This window comes from Paraburkholderia sp. BL23I1N1, from assembly GCF_003610295.1.
Lineage (GTDB): Bacteria > Pseudomonadota > Gammaproteobacteria > Burkholderiales > Burkholderiaceae > Paraburkholderia.
Window position 1 is genome coordinate 559,175 of record NZ_RAPV01000001.1, and the last position, 20,982, is coordinate 580,156.

Consider the following 20,982-nt stretch of genomic DNA (forward strand, 5'->3'; position numbering starts at 1 on the left):
AACCTGCCAGCGCTGACCGGGCGAGTGCCTTCAACCAGTGCTGGCAGGTTGTGCGATACTCGATCCGACTGCAGCGCAGCACGACTGCGACGCTTTACAGGATAGGGGCCGGCTCCGCAATCGGCTCGTCGAATGACGCAACGCTTTGGGGGGCTTCGCCCACCATGCGGTAGCGAACGGGCTCACCGGCCGGTCGGCCGGGTTTTGACAGGATTGCGGGCCTGTCCTAGTTGTTTAGAATGGGTGTATGGCGATTATCCCGGACAAGCAGGACGGCACCGTACTGGAGCGGCAGGAAAAGAAGCTGAAGCCGCCTTCCATGTACAAGGTGGTGCTGCTGAATGACGACTTCACGCCAATGGAATTTGTCGTGATGATCGTGCAGGAATATTTCAATAAAGATCGCGAAACCGCAACACAGGTTATGTTGAAGGTGCATCGCGAGGGCAGGGGAGTTTGTGGGGTCTATACGCGGGACATCGCGTCGACCAAAGTCGAGCAAGTCGTTACCCACGCACGGCAGGCCGGGCATCCGCTGCAGTGTGTGATGGAGGAAGCATGATTGCCCAGGAACTGGAAGTCAGCCTGCACATGGCGTTCATGGAAGCACGCCAGGCAAGGCACGAGTTCATCACGGTCGAACATCTTTTGCTGGCACTGTTGGACAATCCAACGGCCGCGGAGGTGTTGCGTGCATGCGCGGCCAATATCGAGGATCTGCGCCAGAACCTGCGCAACTTCATTCATGACAACACGCCTACCGTGCCCGGCACGGACGACGTGGACACGCAACCCACGCTGGGTTTCCAGCGTGTGATCCAGCGCGCCATCATGCATGTGCAATCCACCTCGAATGGCAAGAAGGAAGTGACCGGCGCGAACGTGCTGGTGGCGATCTTCGGCGAAAAGGATTCGCATGCGGTGTACTACCTGCAACAGCAGGGCGTGACGCGTCTGGACGTGGTGAATTTCATCTCGCACGGCATCGCCAAGACCAGCAGCACGGACGCCGCGAAAGCGAGCGACGCGAATGCCGAGTCCGACGAAGCCGCCGCGCAGAAAGAAACGCCGCTCGCCCAGTTCACGCAGAACCTGAACCAGATGGCGAAAGACGGCCGCATCGATCCGCTGATCGGGCGCGAGTCGGAAGTCGAGCGTGTGGTGCAGGTGCTGTGCCGTCGCCGCAAGAACAATCCGCTACTGGTCGGTGAGGCCGGCGTCGGCAAGACAGCGATCGCCGAAGGGCTCGCCTGGCGCATTACGCGCGGCGAAGTGCCTGATATCCTGGCCGATGCGCAGGTGTATTCGCTCGACATGGGCGCGCTGCTCGCCGGTACCAAGTATCGCGGCGACTTTGAACAGCGCCTGAAGACGGTCCTCAAGGAATTGAAGGAACGTCCGCATGCGATCCTGTTCATCGACGAAATTCATACGCTGATCGGCGCGGGCGCTGCGTCGGGCGGCACGCTGGATGCATCGAATCTGCTGAAGCCGGCGTTGTCGTCGGGCACGCTCAAGTGCATCGGCGCGACCACGTTCACGGAATATCGCGGCATCTTCGAAAAAGACGCGGCTTTGTCGCGCCGTTTCCAGAAGGTCGACGTGACCGAGCCGACCGTCGAACAAACGGTGGCGATCCTGCGCGGCCTGAAGTCGCGTTTCGAAGAGCATCACGGCGTGAAGTATTCGTCGGGTGCGCTGTCGGCGGCGGCTGAGTTGTCGGCACGCTTCATCACCGATCGTCATCTGCCGGACAAGGCGATCGACGTGATCGACGAAGCCGGCGCGGCGCAACGCATCCTGCCGAAGTCGAAGCAGAAGAAGACCATCGGCAAGAACGAGATCGAAGAAATCATCTCGAAGATCGCGCGTGTCCCGCCGCAAAGCGTGTCGCAAGACGATCGCAGCAAACTGCAAACGCTGGATCGCGATCTGAAGAGCGTGGTGTTCGGGCAAGACCCGGCTATCGACGCACTCTCGGCCGCGATCAAGATGGCGCGCGCGGGCCTCGGCAAGCTGGACAAGCCGATCGGCGCGTTCCTGTTCTCCGGCCCGACCGGCGTCGGCAAGACGGAAGTGGCGAAGCAGCTGGCGTTCACGCTGGGGATCGAGTTGATCCGCTTCGACATGTCGGAATACATGGAGCGTCATGCGGTGAGCCGTTTGATTGGCGCGCCGCCGGGCTATGTCGGTTTCGACCAGGGCGGTCTGCTGACCGAAGCCGTCACGAAGAAGCCGCATTGCGTGCTGCTGCTCGACGAAATCGAGAAGGCGCATCCGGACATTTACAACGTGCTGCTGCAGGTGATGGACCACGGCACGCTGACGGACAACAACGGCCGCAAGGCGGACTTCCGCAACGTCATCATCATCATGACGACGAACGCGGGCGCCGAGGCAATGGGCAAGTCGGTGATCGGCTTCACGAATCGTCGGGAAACCGGCGACGAAATGGTCGACATCAAGCGCATGTTCACGCCGGAGTTCCGTAACCGTCTGGACGCGACGATCAGCTTCCGCTCGCTCGATGAAGAAATCATCATGCGCGTGGTCGACAAGTTCCTGATGCAACTGGAAGATCAGTTGCACGAGAAGAAGGTCGATGCGCTCTTCACCGACGCGCTGCGTGCTCACCTCGCGAAACACGGTTTCGATCCGTTGATGGGCGCAAGGCCGATGCAGCGTCTGATCCAGGACACGATCCGTCGTGCGCTGGCCGACGAGCTCCTGTTTGGCAAGCTGATGAACGGCGGCCGCGTGACGGTCGACGTGGATGCGGAAGACAAGGTGCAGTTGACCTTCGACGAACATCCGGCGCCGCGCAATCCGAATCCGGAAGCGGTTGAGGTCGAGTAAGTTTTAGTCGTACCTCTGAAAGCAGAACGGCGCGGGTTTAATCCGCGCCGTTCTGCTTTTTGCGTTGTACAAAGCGTTTGCTGGAAGCAAGCGCCGCTTCAACGCGTATCGATGTCTTAGTGCTTGCCCGTGCTGCCGAATCCACCCGCACCGCGCTCGCTGGTCTCGAAATCGTCGACGATATTGAACTCGGCCTGGACCACCGGCACGATCACCAGTTGCGCGAGGCGTTCCATTGGATTCAACACGAATGTGGTCTCGCCTCGGTTCCACGTCGAGATCATCAGTTGACCTTGGTAATCCGAGTCGATCAGGCCGACCAGGTTGCCCAGCACGATGCCATGCTTATGGCCCAAACCCGAACGCGGCAGAATCAACGCGGCATAACCCGGATCGGCGACGTGAATCGCCAGACCCGTCGGCACGAGCGCGGTTTCGCCGGGCTTCAGCGTCAACGGCTCGTCGAGGCAGGCGCGCAGGTCGAGGCCCGCGCTACCGGTGGTTGCATAGGCCGGGAGTTGGTCGCGCATGCGCGCATCGAGAATTTTCAGGTCGAGTTTCATGCAGGTCCGAAGGATTAAGGAGTGGAGGCCGGGCGTCCGAGTTGGAACGCGTCGGCGAGAAGTTCATAGGAACGCAGCCGGGCGCGGTAGCTGCCCGCTACGGTGAGCACGATCAGTTCGTCGGCCTGGAACTGCTCCTGCAAGGCATGAAGCCGCTCAGTGACGGTTTCCGGCGTGCCGATGATGCTGCGAGGCTTCTCGCGGTCGATCACGAGGCGCTCGCGCTCGCCGTATTCCTGCGCGACGCCTTGCTCGATCGTCGGGATCGGCTCGTTCATGCCATAGGCCATTTGCACGCGACGCAGGTCGACGGCTTTTTCCAGATCGGCGGCTTCCTGCTCGGTGTCCGCGCAGATGACAAACACGGCCGCGGCCAGATAGGGTTGCTGCGCCTCCAGGCCGGCTTTGAAGCGCTCGCGATAGGCCAGCGCCACCTGGTGCCCGAAATGCGCATTGATGAAATGCGCGAACGCAAAACGGATACCGAGCTGTGCCGCCAGCAGGCCACCGAATTCACTCGAGCCGAGCATCCACAGTTGCGGGCGCGTAGCGATCTGCGGTTGCAGCAATACGCCATGCGCAAGGTGGTCTTCGGGCAACGTGCCGTGCATCAGGCCGACCAGATCGGCAACCTGCTGCGGAAAAATATCGCCGCGATTGTAGGCGCCGGCCGCGACTGCCTGCGCCGTGTGCATGTCGCCGCCAGGGGCGCGTCCTACGCCTAGGTCGATGCGGTTGGGAAACAGCGCCTCGAGCATCATGAATTGCTCGGCGACCTTGAACGGGCTGTAGTACGGCAGCATCACGCCGCCGGAGCCCACGCGAATGCGTGTGGTGACGCTGCCGAGGCGCGCCAGCATGACCTCGGGGCACGGGTTCGACACGCCGCGCAAGCCGTGATGCTCGGCGCACCAATAGCGCGTGTAGCCGAGATCGTCGGCCAGTTGCGCGAGTTCGATGGTGGCGGCGATGGCGTCCGCCACCGAGTGCCCGTCGATCACGGGCGTTTGATCGAGCACGGAAAGTAGCGTCATGTCAGTACTGCTCCAGATGATTCGGTGCGCCAGAGGCGCGCGCGGCGAACGCAGCATGCGCCGCCGGCGCGCGGCTTTAGCGGATCAGACCTGTGTCGGGCAGACGCCTGGCAATTTCCACGATCAATGCGCGCGCGAGCGTCTGCTTGTCGGCACGCGGCAGCCTGGTGGCACCGGCCGCTTCAAACAGGACGACTTCGTTATCGTCCATGCCGAAGGTCAGGGGACCGAGATTGCCGATCAATAAAGGCACATTCTTGCGCACGCGCTTTTCTTCGCCGTGCACGTCGAGATTGCCGCTCTCGGCCGCGAAACCGACCGTGAACGGCGGATGCGGCAGCTTCGCGACCGCTGCCAGAATGTCCGGATTCTCGACGAACGTGAAGATGGGCAGCGCGCGCTCGGCGGTCTTCTTGATCTTCTGTTCGCTGACATGATCGACTCGCCAGTCGGCCACCGCCGCCACGCCGATAAAGATGTCCGCGTCCGAGACCGAGCGCATCACCGCGTCGTGCATTTGCTGCGCAGTTTGCACGTCTTCGCGGAACACGCCCCACGGCGTTTCCAGCGCGACGGGACCAGCGACCAGATGCACCTCGGCGCCCGCTTGTTGCGCGGCGCGCGCGAGCGCAAAGCCCATCTTGCCGCTCGAACGATTAGTGATGCCGCGCACCGGATCGAGCGGCTCGAAGGTCGGGCCGGCGGTCAGCAACACGCGACGGCCGGACAGGATCTTCGGTGAGAAGAATGACGCGATCGCTTCGTAAGTCGCGGCCGCTTCAAGCATGCGCCCGTCGCCGACTTCACCGCACGCTTGCGGGCCCGAATCGGGGCCGAGCACTTCAATGCCGTCCGCGCGTAGCTGCGTGACGTTGCGTTGGGTAGCTGGGTTTTGCCACATCTGCCGGTTCATCGCCGGTACAATGAGCAGCGGGCAATCACGCGCGACGCACAGCGTCGAGAGCAGATCGTCGGCCATGCCATGCGCGAGTTTGGCGAGGAAGTCGGTGGAGGCGGGCGCAATCACGATCGCATCGGCTTCACGCGACAGATCGATGTGCGCCATGTTGTTCGGCACGCGCGCGTCCCACTGGCTCGTGTAGACCGGCCGGCCGGACAGCGCCTGCATCGTGACGGGGGTGATGAACTGCGTGGCCGCTTCGGTCATGACGATCTGCACGGTCGCACCGGCCTTCGTCAACAGGCGCGTGAGTTCGGCGATCTTGTAGCAGGCAATGCCGCCCGTCATGCCGAGGACGAGGTGTTTTCCTGCGAGTTCTGCGGTTGCCAACGAAAGCCTCCGACAATGCGTGGTGGCGGGCAGCGGTGCGGGTGCCGCACCGCTAGCCGCCTAAGCAGCCCCTAAGCGACGTTAGCGCGAGCCGCGCACGCGCCGCAACTCGTCCAGCACGAGCAGGATCGCGCCGACCGTGATCGCGCTGTCGGCGAGATTGAACGCCGGCCAGTGCCACGCGCGCACGTGGAAATCGAGAAAGTCGATCACATGGCCGTACGCGAGCCGGTCGATCACATTGCCGAGCGCACCGCCGAGAATCAGCGAGAGCGCCGTGCAGAACATCTTCTGTCCGCCGTGACGCTTGAGCAGATAGCAGATCACGAGTGCCGCGACCACGCCGAGGGCCGTGAACGCCCAGCGCTGCCAGCCGTCCGCCATGGCGAGGAAGCTGAAGGCGGCGCCACGGTTGAACACGAGAATCAGGTTGAAAAACGGCGTGATTTCGTGAGGAACACCGTAGGCGAACACCTTCTGGACCGCTATCTTGGTGAGCTGATCGAACAGGATCACGATCAGCGCGACGCCAAGCCAGGGCGCCAGCGAACTGTTGCCAGCCGACGTTTTCGACATGGTTTTCGCCATTATGCCGCGCTCCTCGTTTCGCCGTTGCCGAACAGATTGCTGAAGCAGCGGCCGCACAGGGAGGGGTGCTCGGCGTTGGCGCCGACGTCCGCGCGGTAGTGCCAGCAGCGTTCGCACTTCAGATACTTCGAGGCGATCACTTCGACGCCTTCTTCCGCTTCGCTGTCGACCTTTACGACGTTCGCCGCCGACGTGATCAGGACAAACTTCAAATCGTCGCCGAGGCTCGTGAGCGCGTCGTAACGCGCGCCGCTCGCGCGGATTTCGAGTTCGGCCTGCAGCGACGAACCGATCAGGTTCGCGACGCGTGCTTCTTCCAGTGCCTTTGTCACGTCGCTCCGTGCGGCGCGCAGTAGCGTCCATTTGTCGAGCAGTTCACCAGCTTCCGGCACTGCCGGGAACGCGTGATAAGTCTCGGTGAAGATCGTTTCGCTGTCCGGCGAGAAGATCTTCCACGCTTCTTCGGCGGTGAACGACAGGAACGGCGCCATCAGGCGCAGCAGACCGTGTGCGATGTGATACAGCGCGGTCTGAGCCGAACGGCGCGCGACGGAGTCGGCCGCCGTGGTGTACAGACGGTCTTTCAGCACGTCCAGATAGAAGCCGCCGAGGTCTTCCGAGCAGAAGGTCTGCAGCTTCGCGACCACCGGATGGAATTCGTACTTGTCGTAGTGTGAGAGGATGTCGTTTTGCAGGTTCGCCGACAGCGCCACCGCGTAACGGTCGATCTCGAGCCAGTCTTCGACCGGACGCGCGTGTTGCGCGAAGTTGAAGTCCGACAGGTTCGCGAGCAGGAAGCGCAGCGTGTTGCGGATACGGCGATAGCCTTCCGTGACACGCTTCAGGATTTCCTCGGAGATCGCCAGTTCGCCCGAGTAATCGGTCGAGGCGATCCACAGACGGATGATTTCTGCGCCGAGGCGGTTCGCCACTTCATGCGGGTCGATACCGTTGCCGAGCGACTTGCTCATCTTGCGGCCTTCGCCGTCGACGGTGAAGCCGTGCGTGAGCAGCGCGTTGTACGGCGGACGGCCGTCGAGCATCGAAGCGGTCAGCAGCGACGAGTGGAACCACCCGCGGTGCTGGTCCGAGCCTTCCAGATACAGGTCGGCCGGGAATTGCAGTTCGTCTTTGTGCGAGCCGCGCAGCACGTGCCAATGCGTGGTGCCCGAATCGAACCAGACGTCGAGCGTGTCGCGGTTCTTTTCGTACATGTTGGCGTCGTCGCCGAGCAATTCGCGCGGGTCGAGCGTTTGCCACGCTTCGATCCCGGCCTTCTCGACGCGTTGCGCGACTTCTTCGAGCAGTTCCAGCGTGCGCGGATGCAGCTCGCCGGTTTCCTTGTGCACGAAGAACGCCATCGGCACGCCCCATTGGCGCTGACGCGACAGCGTCCAGTCCGGGCGATTCGCGATCATGCTGAACAGGCGCTGCTTGCCCCACGACGGATAGAAGGCGGTGTTTTCGATACCTTCGAGCGCGGTTTCACGCAGCGTCTTGTCGGTGTCGTTCGGCTTCACGTCCATGCCGGCGAACCATTGCGAGGTCGCACGGTAGATGATCGGCGTCTTGTGGCGCCAGCAGTGCATGTAGCTGTGCGTGTACTTTTCGGTGCGCAGCAGCGAACCGGCGGCTTGCAGCGCCTCGACGATCTGCGGATTGGCTGCCCAGATCGACAGGCCGCCGAACAGCGCGAGCGATTCGATGTAGCGGCCGTCGCCCATCACCGGGCTGATGATGTCCGAATCGGCCATGCCGTGCGCCTTGCAGGACACGAAGTCTTCCACGCCGTAGGCCGGCGACGAGTGAACCACACCCGTACCCGTTTCGGTCGTCACGTAGTCGCCGAGATAAACCGGCGCCGTGCGTTTGTAGGCCGGATGCGCGGATGCGAGCGGATGATGGAAGCGCAGGTTGACGAGCTTCGCGCCCGGCGTGGTTGCAATGACCGTGCCTTCCAGTCCGTAGAGCTTAAGGCACGCTTCAACGCGCTCTTCGGCCAGGATCAGCAAGCCGCGCGGCGTATCAACCAGCGCATAGACGATTTCCGGATGCAGGTTCAGCGCCTGGTTGGCGGGGATGGTCCACGGCGTAGTGGTCCAGATCACGATGCCGCCCTCGTTACGCGGCAGCGCCTTCAGGCCGAACGCCTGTGCGGTCTTTTCCGGTTCGGCGAAGCCGAACAGCACGTCGATGGTCGGATCGCTCTTGTCCTTGTACTCGACTTCCGCTTCGGCCAACGCCGAGCCGCAATCGAAACACCAGTTGACCGGCTTCAGGCCGCGGAACACATAGCCTTTTTCCATGATCTTCGCGAGCGCGCGGATTTCGCCGGCTTCGTTCGTGAAGTTCATCGTCTTGTACGGGTTGTCCCAGTCGCCGAGCACACCCAGGCGGCGGAAGCCGACCTTCTGCTTCTCGATCTGTTCGGTCGCGTAGGCGCGTGCTTTCTGCATCACTTCAGCGGCCGGTAGCGACTTGCCGAACTGCTTTTCGATCTGGATTTCGATCGGCATGCCGTGGCAATCCCAGCCCGGCACGTAGACCGCGTCGAAGCCCGCCAGATTGCGTGCCTTGACGATCATGTCCTTGAGGATCTTGTTGACCGCGTGGCCGAGGTGGATGTCGCCGTTCGCATACGGAGGGCCGTCATGCAGGATGAACTTCTTGCGGCCACGGCTGGCCGCACGGATCGTCTCGTAGACCTTGCGTTCCTGCCATTCCTTGACCCATTGCGGCTCGCGCTTGGGCAGGTCGCCACGCATCGGGAACGGCGTGTCGAGCAGGTTGACCGGGTAGCGTGACTGCGGTTTCGAATCGGCTTTCTTGTTGCTCATGATGAGGTCGCGGTGAATTCTTTCTAAGCGCAGCGAGGCTGCGGTATGCGCACGAAGCGCAGGGCGTTGGGCGCGCCCGGCAGGCATGTCGCGTAATTCACGGACGCCCATCGATGCGCGTAGCGGTGGGTACATGCAGCACTCAGCGCGCTCGCATGTACCGCGGCGGCTATCTAATTCGGTCGGTGGCCGAAGTGGCGAAACCGGTGGAACGGCTGCCCGGCGTGCCGGCGCCGACGGCCGCGAACCACGCGCGCGCATTGGCGACGTCGCGCGCAATGGCGGCGGTCAGCGTTTCGAGGTCGACGTACTTTTCCTCGTCGCGCAGTTTTTTCAGGAATTCGACGCGCACGAGTTTGCCATACGCGTCGCCGTGCCAGTCGAGCAGGTGCACTTCGAGCAGCACGCGGCCGGAATCGTCGACGGTGGGGCGCAGACCGAGGCTGGCGACGCCCGGCAGCGGTTCGTCCGCCACGCCATGCACGCGAACCACAAAAATACCGGCGAGCGCCGGACGCTTGTGCGCGATCGGCAGATTGAGCGTGGGGAAACCGAGGTCGCGGCCGAGCTTCATGCCATGCACGACATGGCCGCCGATCAGGTAATCGCGGCCCAGCGCCGCACGCGCCGAGTCGAGATCGCCCGCCACCAGCGCCGCGCGTACGCCCGAGCTGGAAATGCGCGCGCCGGACGGATCGGCGACGGTCGCCATCTGTTCAACTTCGAACCCGTGCTGTTGACCCGCGGCCTTGAGCGACGCGAAATCGCCCGCGCGCTTCGAGCCATAGCGGAAGTCGTCGCCGATCATCACCCAGCGGGCATGCAGCCCGTTGACAATGATCCGTTCGACAAACGTATCCGGCGACTGGCTAGCGAAGGTGTGGTTGAAATGCTCGACCACCACGCGGTCGACGCCGTTGGTGCGCAGCGCCTCGAGCTTGTCGCGCAGCATCGCGATGCGCGGCGGCGCGCCGGCCGGATTGAAGAACTCGCGCGGGTGCGGCTCGAAGGTCATCACGCAGACGGGCAGGCCGCGTGCATCGGCTGCGGCCCGGACGTGGGCGAGCAAAGCCTGATGGCCGCGGTGGACACCGTCGAAGTTGCCGATGGTCAGTGCGCAGGGCGCACGGCTTTCAGCATTGGGAAGACCGCGGAAGACTCTCACGATAGCGGGTTTCAGGTAGGGCGGCCGAGGTGCCGCAAAACAAACGATTATAAACGCTCAGCGCACCAGACGGCGGCGCGTCGCCGTTTCGGTGTCCCCCGAATGATAAAATCCGCGGATGAAAAAACTCGTCATCCTGATTTCCGGACGGGGGAGCAACATGGAAGCTATCATTCGCGCCTGCGCGGACGAGGGCTGGGCGGCGCAAGTCGCCGCCGTGATTGCCAACCGTCCTGACGCCGCGGGCCTTGCGTTCGCGGCGTCGCACGGTATTGCCACGGCGGTGGTCGATCACCGCCAGTTTCCGGATCGCGACAGCTTCGACGCCGCGCTGGCGAAAGAAATCGACGGCTTTGCCGCCGACCTGGTCGTGCTCGCCGGCTTCATGCGGGTGCTCACGCCTGGTTTCGTCGACCATTACGCCGGGCGCATGCTGAACGTGCACCCGTCGCTACTGCCGAGCTTTCCGGGTCTGAAAACCCATCAACAGGCGCTGGACGCCGGCGTGCGCTTGCACGGCGCGTCGGTGCATTTTGTCACGTCGCAGCTGGATCACGGGCCAATCGTCGCGCAGGCGGCCGTTCCCGTCGAGGCCGGCGACACCCCCGCCACGCTCGCCGAACGCGTGCTGGCAACCGAACACATTATCTATCCACGCGCGGTGCGCTGGTTCGTCGAAGGGCGTCTTGCTCTCGACGGCTTGCGTGTCACGCTTACGCCGCCGGAGCCGCAATGGCTCTTTGCCGGTCACACCGCCGGAGAGGGCGCATGAGATTACATGGTTTTTTGATTGGACAAACCGAGACTTTGCTGGCTGAAGTCCTGAGACTGAACGGCCCGGCCGACGCCACCACCAGCCGCTTCTTCCGCGCGCACCCGAAGCTCGGGCACGGCGAGCGCGGTGTGATCGCCGAGGCGGTCTTCGCGGTGCTGCGCCGGCGCATGGAATTCGCCCATCTGGCCGAAAGCGGAGCGGGCAGCCCGGCGCGCCGCATGGCGCTGCTCGGCCTGATGCAGACGGCCGGACGCACGGCGCTCAAGCCGTTCTTGTCGGACACCGAATCGAACTGGCTCGAACACGTCGCGAAGATCGACCCTGAAAGCCTGCCGTTGCGAATTCGCCTGAATCTGCCCGATTGGATCTATCAGGCGCTCTCCAAGCGTTTCGAGCCCGAAGAACTGGCGCAACTGGCCGCTGCGCTGAATTATCCGGCGCCGCTGGACCTGCGCGCGAACCCGATCAAGGCAAGCCGCGACGACGTGCTGAACGCGCTGTCGAAGGCCGGCATCGAGGCCGGCGCCACACCGTTCGCGCCGTTCGGCGTGCGGGTGGTCGGCAAGCCGCCGCTCACCAAGCTGGACGCGTTCCAGCACGGCTGGCTCGAAGTCCAGGACGAGGGCAGCCAGCTACTGTGTTCGCTGGTCGCGCCCAAGCGCGGTGAAATGATCGTGGACTTCTGCGCGGGCGCGGGCGGCAAGACGCTGGCGCTGGGCGCGGCAATGCGCTCCACCGGGCGTTTGTACGCATTCGACATTTCCGAGCGGCGTTTGGCCAAGCTCAAGCCGCGCCTCGCGCGCAGCGGGCTGTCGAACGTGAATCCGGTGCTGATCGACAGCGAGCACGACGCCAAGATCAAGCGGCTGGCCGGCAAGATCGACCGCGTGCTGGTCGACGCGCCGTGCAGCGGGTTGGGTACGCTGCGCCGCAATCCCGACCTGAAGTGGCGTCAGTCTCCGGAATCGGTGGCCGAACTGGCGCCGAAGCAGTCGTCGATTCTGGCCAGCGCCTCGCGTCTGGTGAAGAAGGGCGGCCGTCTCGTCTACGCAACCTGCTCGATTCTGGAAGCGGAAAACGAAGCCGTCGTTCAGCAGTTCCTCGCTGACCATCCGGACTTCGCGTTGGTGCCGGCGCGCGACGTGCTCGCCGAGCAGCGCATCGACCTGGAAATGGGCGACTACCTGTCGCTGTGGCCGCACCGCCACGCCACTGACGGCTTCTTCGCAGCCGTGCTGGAACGCCAGAGCTAAACGCAACAGGCTATCTGCCGGCGCGGCCGGGTTCTTGTCCTGAACCCGGTGTGCCGGCGATTTTAGCGACATCATGCAAAATCGGATTTTTCCTCACATGTTCAGCGACCTCGCGCGCGACTTCGGTCAGCCAGTCATGCTGTGGCAGGTCGGCGTGCTGCTTGGCACGCTCGCTGTCGCCTGGCTGCTCGCGCGACTGGTGCGCCGCTCGCTCGATCTGCGGCGCCAGACGCGTTACCAGACCCTGCGTTTCGGCGCGGAGAGCCTGAATCGCGCGTTCTTTCCGCTGATCGGCGCGGCGCTCGTCTGGCTCGCGCAAGCGATCACCGGCCAGTTCATGCACACGTCGCTGCTCGATCTGGCACTGGTGCCGCTGTTCGGCATCGGTCTGATTTACATCGTGTTTTTCTTCGCACGGCGGGTCTTCAGTCAGGACGGCGCGAACCACCCGTGGCTGTTCCTGATGGAGAAGGTCGTCTCGCTGGTCGTCTGGATCGGCATGGTGCTCACGGTGATGGGCATTCAGGACGACGTGATCGCGTGGATGGGCAGTGTGCGCTTCAGGGTCGCGAACGCGCACATGACCTTGCTCTCGCTCACCACGGGCCTCCTGTGGGTGTGCGTGACGATGATCGTCGCGATGTGGCTCGGCGCCACGTTCGAAGACCGCCTGATGCGCTCAAACACGCTCGACGCGAACCTCAAGGTGGTCGTGGCCCGGGTCGGGCGTGCAGCGTTCGTGCTGGGGGCGGTGCTGATCAGCCTGTCGCTGGTCGGGATCGACATTACCGTGCTGGGGGTATTCGGCGGCGCGCTGGGTGTGGGGCTTGGGTTCGGGCTGCAGAAGATTGCCAGCAATTACGTCTCGGGCTTCATCATCCTGATCGACCGCTCGCTGCGCATCGGCGACACGATCAATGTCAGTGGCCTGCAGGGCATGGTCACGCAGATCCGCACGCGTTATACAGTCGTGCGCGGCCTGGACGGCAACGAAACGCTGATCCCGAACGAAAAGCTGATTACGGACGTGGTGCAGAACCAGTCCTCTTATCTGACGCGTGGCTACACCAAGGCGGCCGTGCAGGTCGCGTACTCCTCCGACGTCGAGCAGGCGATGGCGTTGCTCGCCCAGGCCGCACAGGGCGTCGCGCGGGTGTTGGAGGAGCCGGCGCCTACGTCCTATCTGGCCAGCTTTGGCGCCGACGGCATCAACCTCGAGCTGGGCTTCTGGATCGAAGATGCGGCGACGGGTACTGCCGGCGTGCGCTCGGCTGTGAATCGCAACATCTGGCGCCTGTTCTCCGAACATGGCATCTCCATTCCTTTCGCACAACGCGAAGTGCGAATCGTCGGCAACGTGAGCGACGCAATGCCGCAAGCGGTAACAATGACCGCTCCCGCGGCCAATCAGGCGGACAGCGCCCGCTGACGGGCACTTCGAACCCGCCGGGGGGGTGAAAACAACCTCCGGCGCGTTCCGTTCTCTTGATACCTCGCAAAAAATCCCTATTTGTTACAAACACTTGGAACGCTTCAAGTAGAATATCGTCCAATCCCGCTGTATGCTTTCACTTTCTTGACACGCGCATTTTGCGTGTGTCTGGCGTCTCTTGTTCCACAGGTAAATTGCCTTGTTGAATTCCTTGCTCGATTTCCTTGCCCACGGTCTGCTGCACTTCTCGTGGTGGCAACTTGTGCTGTACACGCTGGTCGCGACACACATCACGATCATTGGCGTGACGGTCTATCTGCATCGCTGCCAGGCGCACCGCGCGCTGGAGCTACATCCGATCGTCAGTCATTTTTTCCGTTTCTGGCTGTGGATGACCACCGGCATGCTGACCGGCCAATGGGCCGCGATTCACCGTAAGCACCACGCCAAGTGCGAGACCGAAGAAGATCCGCACAGCCCGCAAACGCGCGGCATCTGGAAGGTGCTGCTCGAAGGCGCGGAACTGTATCGTTCCGAAGCCAAGAATGAAGAAACGATGCGCAAATTCAGTCACGGCACGCCGAATGACTGGATGGAACGCAACGTCTACACCAGGTACCCGATCCTCGGCGTGAGCCTGATGATGGTGCTGAACGTCGCGTTGTTCGGCGTTGTCGGCCTGACCATCTGGGCAGTGCAAATGGTGTGGATTCCGTTCTGGGCAGCCGGTGTGGTGAACGGCCTCGCGCACTGGTGGGGCTATCGCAACTTCAACTCGTCGGATGCCAGCACCAACATTTTCCCGTGGGGCATCATCATCGGCGGTGAAGAGCTGCACAACAATCACCACACGTATGCGACGTCGGCCAAGCTGTCGAACAAGTGGTACGAGTTCGATATCGGCTGGATGTACATCCGCATCATGTCCGCGTTCCGTCTGGCCAAGGTCAAGAAGGTCGCGCCTACGCCGCGCCTGACCACCGGCAAGCTGGTGCTCGATCAGGACACGTTGCAAGCCGTGCTGGCAAACCGCTATGAAGTGATGGCGCGTTACGGCAAGGCGCTCAAGCGTGCTTATCGCCAGGAGTTGGCGCATCTGAAGGAAGTCGGCGCGCGCGAGAAGTATCAGGTCATGCGCGGTGCGCGTACCTGGTTCCATAAGGAAGAGGCGGGTCTCGATGAACCGCAGAAGCGCCAGTTGCCGCAAATTTTCGCGAACAGCCAGAAGCTCAAGACCTACATCGACATGCGTAATGAACTGGCGGCGATGTGGGAGCGTTCGAATGCTTCGCGCGATCAACTGCTGATTCAGTTGCAAGACTGGTGTCATCGCGCTGAGCAGAGCGGTATTAAAGCGCTGCAAGAATTCGCGCTGCGCCTGCGTCGCTATGCTTGACCGTATGCCCGATCGCGAAATCTATTAAAATTTCGTTACGTCACAAAACCCCGCGTTGGCGGGGTTTTGCTTTTTGGGCCGCGGCAATTTCAACGGTACGCGATTGACAGTCCGCGGCGGCAGAGCGAAGGCAGAGGAGATCATGGATCAGCAGGCGATCAGGGCCGTCGAATACGACCGGCCACAGGCACTGGGCACGACCTGCGGGATCGGGCAGGCATGGGCGAAGGTGCCCGACGCGCCTTCGGCGGAAAAGAAGGTGGCGTTGAAGCAGCGCATCCGCGCATTGCTTAAGCGTGAGAAAGCCGTGCTCGTTGCGCACTATTATGTCGACGCGGAACTCCAGGAACTCGCCGACGAAACCGGTGGCTGTGTGGCCGATTCGCTGGAGATGGCGCGTTTCGGTCGCGATCATGAGGCCCAAACGCTGGTGGTGGCGGGCGTGCGCTTCATGGGCGAGACCGCGAAAATCCTGAGCCCGGACAAGCGCATTCTGATGCCCGATCTCGACGCGACTTGCTCGCTCGATCTGGGCTGTCCGGTCGATGAATTCTCGGCTTTCTGCGACGCTCATCCGGATCGCACGGTGGTCGTGTACGCGAACACCAGCGCGGCCGTCAAGGCGCGTGCGGACTGGATGGTGACGTCGTCGATCGGGCTGGAAATCGTTGCCGATCTGCATGCACGCGGCGAAAAGATCATCTGGGCGCCGGATCGGCACCTCGGCAGCTACATCCAGAGCAAGACTGGCGCCGACATGTTGCTGTGGCAGGGCTCGTGTCTCGTGCACGACGAATTCAAAGGCATCGAACTCGATCTGCTGCGCGCCGAATATCCGGGCGCGAAAGTGCTGGTGCATCCTGAGTCGCCGGCCAACGTGGTCGCACAAGCGGACGTGGTGGGTTCGACTACCCGGTTGATCGACGCCGCGCAAAAACTCGACGCGACGCATTTCATCGTGGCGACCGATCTCGGCATTCTGCACAAGATGCAGCTCGCCGCGCCCGGCAAGACGTTGATTGCCGCGCCCACGGCCGGCAACAGCGCGACCTGCAAGAGCTGCGCGCATTGTCCGTGGATGGCGATGAACGGCCTCGCCAATCTGGCCGACGTGCTCGAACGCGGCCACAACGAAATTTTCGTCGATCGAGCGATCGGCGAGCGGGCGCGTCTGCCGATTGACCGGATGCTCGACTTCGCGGCGCGTCACAAGAAGCGCGTACAGGCCAGCGGCGATCTCGCGCGCGACGCGCAACTGTATTCGAACGTAGGAGCGGCGTAATGGGGGCGGTGGAACGCAATCAGGGCGAAGCGGTGTCGCCGCTGTTCGCAGAGATTCGTGCGCAGTACGGCGCGGCATTCGATGCCGCGCTCGCACGCAACGTTGCTGACGCGCTTGTGGAAGATATTGGCGCAGGCGATCAGACCGGCCGTCTTGTCCCCGCAGACGACGTGCGCGATGCACGCATCATCGTGCGCGAAGAGGCCGTGCTGTGCGGCGTGCCCTGGTTCAATGCAGTGATGCGCCAGGTCGATCCCCGTATTGATGTGCAGTGGTGCTATCGCGAGGGCGATCGTATGGCGGCGGATACGCCGGTCTGCGAACTGCGCGGCCCGGTTCGAGCGCTATTAACGGCTGAACGCAATGCGCTGAATTTCCTGCAACTGCTGTCGGGCGTGGCGAGCGCAACGCGTCGTTATGTCGACGCAATTGCTCACACGCAAACGCGCATCCTCGATACGCGCAAGACTTTGCCGGGCCTGCGGCTCGCGCAGAAATACGCAGTGCGCGTGGGCGGCGGGGCGAATCAGCGGCTTGCCTTGTACGACGGCATTCTGATCAAGGAAAACCATATCGCCGCAGCGGGCGGTGTCGGCGCAGCAATGGATGCGGCACTTGCGCTGAATGCGGGTGTGTCGATCCAGATCGAAGTCGAAACGCTGGCGCAATTGGAAACCGCACTGGCGCATCGTGCGCAATCCATTCTGCTGGACAACTTTTCGTTCGATGCGATGCGCGACGCCGTGCGTATCACGGCAGGGCGGGCGGTGCTGGAGGTGTCGGGTGGGGTGAACTTCGAGACGGTGCGGACCATCGCGGAGACGGGTGTCGATCGGGTGTCGATCGGCGCGCTGACCAAAGATGTACGCGCAACGGATTACTCGATGCGGATCGTCTGAGCCGCGCGCCTGAGCGTTCGCGATCAAAGAAAAAGTAATGAAAGAAACCATCGCTGGGAAACCGGCGATGGCTTTTTCACATCAGCATTGGCAATCACACGTTGCGGTTACGCACATGCTCGGGCGACAGTACCGTCGGCAGCGCCTTCGGCAACGTGGCTGGCCAATCGCGGCTGAAGTGCAGGCCGCGGCTTTCACGCCGTGAGCGCGCGCCTTCAACGATCAGCGACGCCACGTCGACCAGATTGCGCAGCTCAAGCAAATCTCGGCTCACCTTGAAGTTCGCGTAATACTCGTGAATCTCGTCACGCAGCAAGGCAAGCCGATGCTTGGCGCGCGCAAGCCGCTTGTCCGTGCGTACGATGCCGACGTAGTTCCACATCAGGCGGCGCAGTTCATCCCAGTTGTGCGCGACCACCACTTCTTCGTCCGGATCGGACACGCGGCTTTCGTCCCAATCCGGCAGCGGCGCATGTACGGCGGCGCTGAAGCCTTGTTCTTCGATGGCCTGCGCGGCGGAACGTCCGATCACGAGACACTCGAGCAAGGAGTTGCTGGCGAGCCGGTTCGCGCCGTGCAGGCCAGTACATGACGTTTCACCGACCGCATAGAGGCCCGCGAGGTCGGTGCGGCCTGCCAGATCCGTCACGACACCGCCGCACGTGTAGTGCGCGGCAGGCACAACCGGAATGGGCTCTTTGGTGATGTCGATGCCGAATTCGAGGCAGCGGGCCAGAATCGTCGGGAAGTGTTCGCGCAGGAACTCAGGCGACTGATGGCTGATGTCGAGATACACGCAATCGATGCCGCGTTTCTTGATCTCGAAGTCGATCGCGCGCGCGACGATGTCGCGCGGCGCGAGTTCGGCGCGTTCGTCATGGTTCGGCATGAAGCGCGTGCCGTCCGGCAGCTTCAGAATGCCGCCTTCGCCGCGCACCGCTTCCGAGATCAGGAACGACTTCGCATAAGGGTGGAACAGGCAGGTCGGATGGAACTGGATGAATTCCATGTTCGACACGCGGCAGCCCGCGCGCCAGGCCATCGCGATGCCGTCGCCGGTCGCGGTGTCGGGATTGGTGGTGTACAGATAGACCTTGCCGGCGCCGCCGGTGGCGAGCACGGTATGCGGTGCTTCGATTGTCACGGTGCGGCCGCTTTGCAGATCGAGCGCATACAGACCGTGGCAACGACGGCCAGGCAGACCGAGGCGGTCGGACGTGATCAGGTCGATTGCGTAGTGGTCTTCAAGCAGGGTGATGTTTGGATGACGACGCACACGCTCGCTGAGCGTGGCGACCACTGCATGGCCCGTTGCATCAGCAGCATGAATGATCCGGCGATGGCTATGGCCGCCTTCGCGTGTCAGATGAAAGCCGAGTTCGGCGTCGTCGTCTTTAGTGAATGGCACGCCTTGCTCGATCAGCCATTCGATTGCGGCACGCCCATGCTCGACGATAAAGCGTGTCGCCGCCTCGTCGCACAAGCCGCCGCCGGCGATCAACGTGTCGCGCACATGGTTTTCGATGCTGTCGGCCGAATCCAGTACGGCGGCGATTCCGCCTTGCGCCCAATCGCTCGCGCCTTCGGTCATCGATCGCTTGGCGACCACCGCAACCCGCCGGGTCTCCGCAAGATTGAGCGCAACGCTCAAACCTGCCAGACCGCTACCGACAATCGCTACATCGAATTCCATCGCCTGCATCTCCGTCTTTCGTTTTGCCATGACGGCGTGCGGTTCGCACGCCGCTAAAACGAGAAAGGATACGCGCCACGACGGATGAGGGAAAGCTGGCCGAACCGGATAAGACTGTCCTGGCCGGTAGAGGACAGCTAAAGGGCAGCTAGACAGTGCGATGCCGGGACGCAGAAAACAAAAAAGCCTCGCACGAATACGAGGCTTTTTTTGCAAACTTTTTGCCTTCGTCAGGCAGAAACCAAGATTTATTTAATCTTGGTTTCCTTGTAGTCAACGTGCTTACGGACGACCGGATCAAATTTCTTGATCAGCATCTTTTCCGGCATGTTGCGTTTGTTCTTCGTCGTCGTGTAGAAGTGACCCGTGCCTGCGGTCGATTCCAGCTTGATCTTGTCGCGTGCGCCTTTCGCCATGATTTACTCCTTAGGCTTCACCGCGTGCGCGCAGATCTGCGAGCACAGCGTCGATACCGTTCTTGTCGATCAGGCGCAGGCCGGCGTTCGAAACGCGCAGACGCACCCAACGGTTTTCGCTTTCCACCCAAATACGGCGGTTTTGCAGGTTCGGGAGGAACCGGCGCTTGGTTTTGTTGTTCGCGTGGGAAACGTTGTTGCCGCTCATCGGCGCTTTCCCAGTTACTTGGCATACGCGTGCCATGAGAGCACTCCTAATACGCTAATTCTGAGTTCGAACGCCGTGAAAGTTTCCCGAAAAGAGCCGCGCTGAGAGTTTATTGAAACTCGAGGCACGTTTCCTTTCCGGAACGCCTTGGTGGCTTCGGAACAGGGGGTTGGAAATAGGCAAACCGGAATTCTAGCAGAAAAAAAGCCGCAAAATCAAACCTTATTTGCGATGCCAGATACGACGCGACGTTGCCGCGGCCCAGGTTCAGGCCATTTTACGGCCAGCCGGCACGGGCAAACGAGTAGGTGTTGTCGGCCCCGATCACCAGATGATCGATGAGTCGAACGTCGATCAATGCAAGGGCTTCGCGCAGCGTATGCGTCAGTCGGCAGTCGCTCGCGCTCGGCCGGACGGCGCCGGAAGGGTGATTATGCGCGACGATCAGGCTCGCGGCATTGAGACTCAGCGCTCGCCGCACGATCTCGCGCGGATAAACGGCCATGCGCGTCAGCGTGCCGCGTGCACTTTCTTCACAGCGGATCAACCGGTGGCGGGCGTCGAGAAACAGCGACACGAAGACCTCTTGCGTCCTGCCGCCTATGCGCAGATAGTCCTGCACGGCTTCGGGCGAATTCATCAGCGAACGGTCATGCAGTTTATCGACCAGCGAGCGCCGCGCCATTTCCATGATGGCGAGCAATTGCGCCTTCTTTGCCGGGCCGATGCCGCGCAGGCCGTCGAGGTCCGAATAGGTCGCGTCGAGCATGGCCTGTAGCGAGCCGAACCGGTCGAGCAGGGAGCGCGCGACGTCGAACACATCGTGGCCGGGCAGGCCCGAGCCAAGCACCAATACGATCATTTCGGTGTCGGACAGCACGCCAGGCCCTTCCTCGATCAGGCGTTCGCGTGGCATATCGTTTTTAAGCCATTTACCTCGTACAAGCGGGCGGGACGGGGGTGTGCCGACGTTCGCGCTGGTGCCAACGCCATTGCCGGCCCCGGCTGCGGCGCAAGCGCGCGGTGCCACCCGAGCGGGGGCTGCGGCCCCGGCCGCGGCAGGCGCCGGCAAGGCCGCTTCGAGTGTCGCTTCGTCCATCGTACAGGCGTAGTCAGCCATATAGGGTTGCATCCTCCAGTTCAGGTTTACGGCGGCGCGCGCTGCCTGCCCGGCCGCGACGCGCGCGACGGACGCAAGCCGCCGCCCGTTATGTGGCTTACAATAGACGCTTTGCGCACGGCACCCCGACGGTCTGCCACACGCGTCGACTGCGCCCGCGGCGCACGCGTGTAG

18 protein-coding genes are annotated in these 20,982 nt (G+C 62.4%); 8 read left to right on the forward strand and 10 right to left on the reverse strand.

The genetic code is table 11. The features are described 5' to 3' along the window. Positions 1-247 precede the first annotated feature (247 nt). Positions 248-562, forward strand: coding sequence for an ATP-dependent Clp protease adapter ClpS (clpS, locus tag B0G76_RS02725; protein ID WP_006050100.1), 315 nt, complete (start codon positions 248-250; stop codon positions 560-562). Then, complete coding sequence (gene clpA / locus B0G76_RS02730) at positions 559-2,856, forward strand: ATP-dependent Clp protease ATP-binding subunit ClpA (protein ID WP_120289911.1); 2,298 nt, start codon at positions 559-561, stop codon at positions 2,854-2,856. The genes clpS and clpA overlap by 4 nt, the downstream gene beginning before the upstream one ends. A gap of 116 nt (positions 2,857-2,972) precedes the next feature. Here clpA and dut read toward each other — a convergent pair whose 3' ends face one another. The 6 genes from dut to B0G76_RS02760 all read right to left on the reverse strand — a co-directional run bounded on the left by dut (position 2,973) and on the right by B0G76_RS02760 (position 10,334). Further along, positions 2,973-3,419 (reverse strand): dUTP diphosphatase, encoded by a 447-nt coding sequence (gene dut, locus B0G76_RS02735; RefSeq protein ID WP_074282416.1) that lies wholly within the window; start codon positions 3,417-3,419, stop codon positions 2,973-2,975. A gap of 14 nt (positions 3,420-3,433) precedes the next feature. Further along, positions 3,434-4,453: an LLM class flavin-dependent oxidoreductase gene (locus B0G76_RS02740; protein WP_120296156.1), complete on the reverse strand. Its 1,020-nt coding sequence runs from the start codon at positions 4,451-4,453 to the stop codon at positions 3,434-3,436. Between the two features lie 76 nt (positions 4,454-4,529). Next, entirely contained in the window at positions 4,530-5,744 is a 1,215-nt protein-coding gene (coaBC, locus tag B0G76_RS02745; protein ID WP_120289913.1) for a bifunctional phosphopantothenoylcysteine decarboxylase/phosphopantothenate--cysteine ligase CoaBC, read from the reverse strand. Between the two features lie 81 nt (positions 5,745-5,825). Further along, positions 5,826-6,332, reverse strand: a complete 507-nt coding sequence (gene lspA / locus B0G76_RS02750; RefSeq protein ID WP_120289915.1) for a signal peptidase II — start codon at positions 6,330-6,332, stop codon at positions 5,826-5,828. After that, a complete protein-coding gene (gene ileS, locus B0G76_RS02755) occupies positions 6,332-9,169 on the reverse strand; it encodes an isoleucine--tRNA ligase (protein ID WP_120296157.1) in 2,838 nt (945 codons plus the stop codon). Before ileS ends, lspA begins: the two co-directional genes overlap by 1 nt. Positions 9,170-9,338: 169 nt before the next feature. Then, positions 9,339-10,334, reverse strand: coding sequence for a bifunctional riboflavin kinase/FAD synthetase (locus B0G76_RS02760; RefSeq protein WP_120289917.1), 996 nt, complete (start codon positions 10,332-10,334; stop codon positions 9,339-9,341). Between the two features lie 118 nt (positions 10,335-10,452). On the opposite strand from B0G76_RS02760, the gene purN reads away from it, so the two are divergent. The 6 genes from purN (at position 10,453) to nadC (ending at position 17,371) form a co-directional block, all read left to right on the forward strand. Further along, positions 10,453-11,106: a phosphoribosylglycinamide formyltransferase gene (gene purN, locus B0G76_RS02765; RefSeq protein ID WP_120289919.1), complete on the forward strand. Its 654-nt coding sequence runs from the start codon at positions 10,453-10,455 to the stop codon at positions 11,104-11,106. After that, positions 11,103-12,362, forward strand: coding sequence for an RsmB/NOP family class I SAM-dependent RNA methyltransferase (locus B0G76_RS02770; RefSeq protein ID WP_120289921.1), 1,260 nt, complete (start codon positions 11,103-11,105; stop codon positions 12,360-12,362). Before purN ends, B0G76_RS02770 begins: the two co-directional genes overlap by 4 nt. A 73-nt stretch (positions 12,363-12,435) precedes the next feature. Continuing rightward, positions 12,436-13,791 carry a mechanosensitive ion channel family protein gene (locus B0G76_RS02775; RefSeq protein WP_120289923.1) on the forward strand — a complete coding sequence of 452 codons (1,356 nt, stop codon included), beginning with the start codon at positions 12,436-12,438 and terminating at the stop codon, positions 13,789-13,791. Between the two features lie 202 nt (positions 13,792-13,993). Continuing rightward, a complete protein-coding gene (locus B0G76_RS02780) occupies positions 13,994-15,190 on the forward strand; it encodes a fatty acid desaturase (RefSeq protein ID WP_120289925.1) in 1,197 nt (398 codons plus the stop codon). A 142-nt stretch (positions 15,191-15,332) separates the two neighbouring features. Then, positions 15,333-16,472, forward strand: coding sequence for a quinolinate synthase NadA (gene nadA, locus B0G76_RS02785; RefSeq protein WP_120296158.1), 1,140 nt, complete (start codon positions 15,333-15,335; stop codon positions 16,470-16,472). Beyond that, the gene (nadC, locus tag B0G76_RS02790; RefSeq protein WP_120289927.1) at positions 16,472-17,371 is read left to right on the forward strand and encodes a carboxylating nicotinate-nucleotide diphosphorylase; all 900 of its coding nucleotides are present in this window, start codon (positions 16,472-16,474) and stop codon (positions 17,369-17,371) included. The genes nadA and nadC overlap by 1 nt, the downstream gene beginning before the upstream one ends. A gap of 94 nt (positions 17,372-17,465) precedes the next feature. Here nadC and nadB read toward each other — a convergent pair whose 3' ends face one another. From nadB to radC, 4 genes are all read right to left on the reverse strand, one after another. Beyond that, positions 17,466-19,064 (reverse strand): L-aspartate oxidase, encoded by a 1,599-nt coding sequence (gene nadB / locus B0G76_RS02795; protein ID WP_120296159.1) that lies wholly within the window; start codon positions 19,062-19,064, stop codon positions 17,466-17,468. Between the two features lie 248 nt (positions 19,065-19,312). Then, positions 19,313-19,480 carry a 50S ribosomal protein L33 gene (gene rpmG / locus B0G76_RS02800; protein ID WP_006050116.1) on the reverse strand — a complete coding sequence of 56 codons (168 nt, stop codon included), beginning with the start codon at positions 19,478-19,480 and terminating at the stop codon, positions 19,313-19,315. Between the two features lie 10 nt (positions 19,481-19,490). Next, a complete protein-coding gene (gene rpmB / locus B0G76_RS02805; protein WP_007180631.1) occupies positions 19,491-19,724 on the reverse strand; it encodes a 50S ribosomal protein L28 in 234 nt (77 codons plus the stop codon). Positions 19,725-19,965: 241 nt separating this feature from the next. Continuing rightward, the gene (radC, locus tag B0G76_RS02810; RefSeq protein WP_259460487.1) at positions 19,966-20,808 is read right to left on the reverse strand and encodes a RadC family protein; all 843 of its coding nucleotides are present in this window, start codon (positions 20,806-20,808) and stop codon (positions 19,966-19,968) included. Between the last annotated feature and the right edge of the window lie 174 nt (positions 20,809-20,982).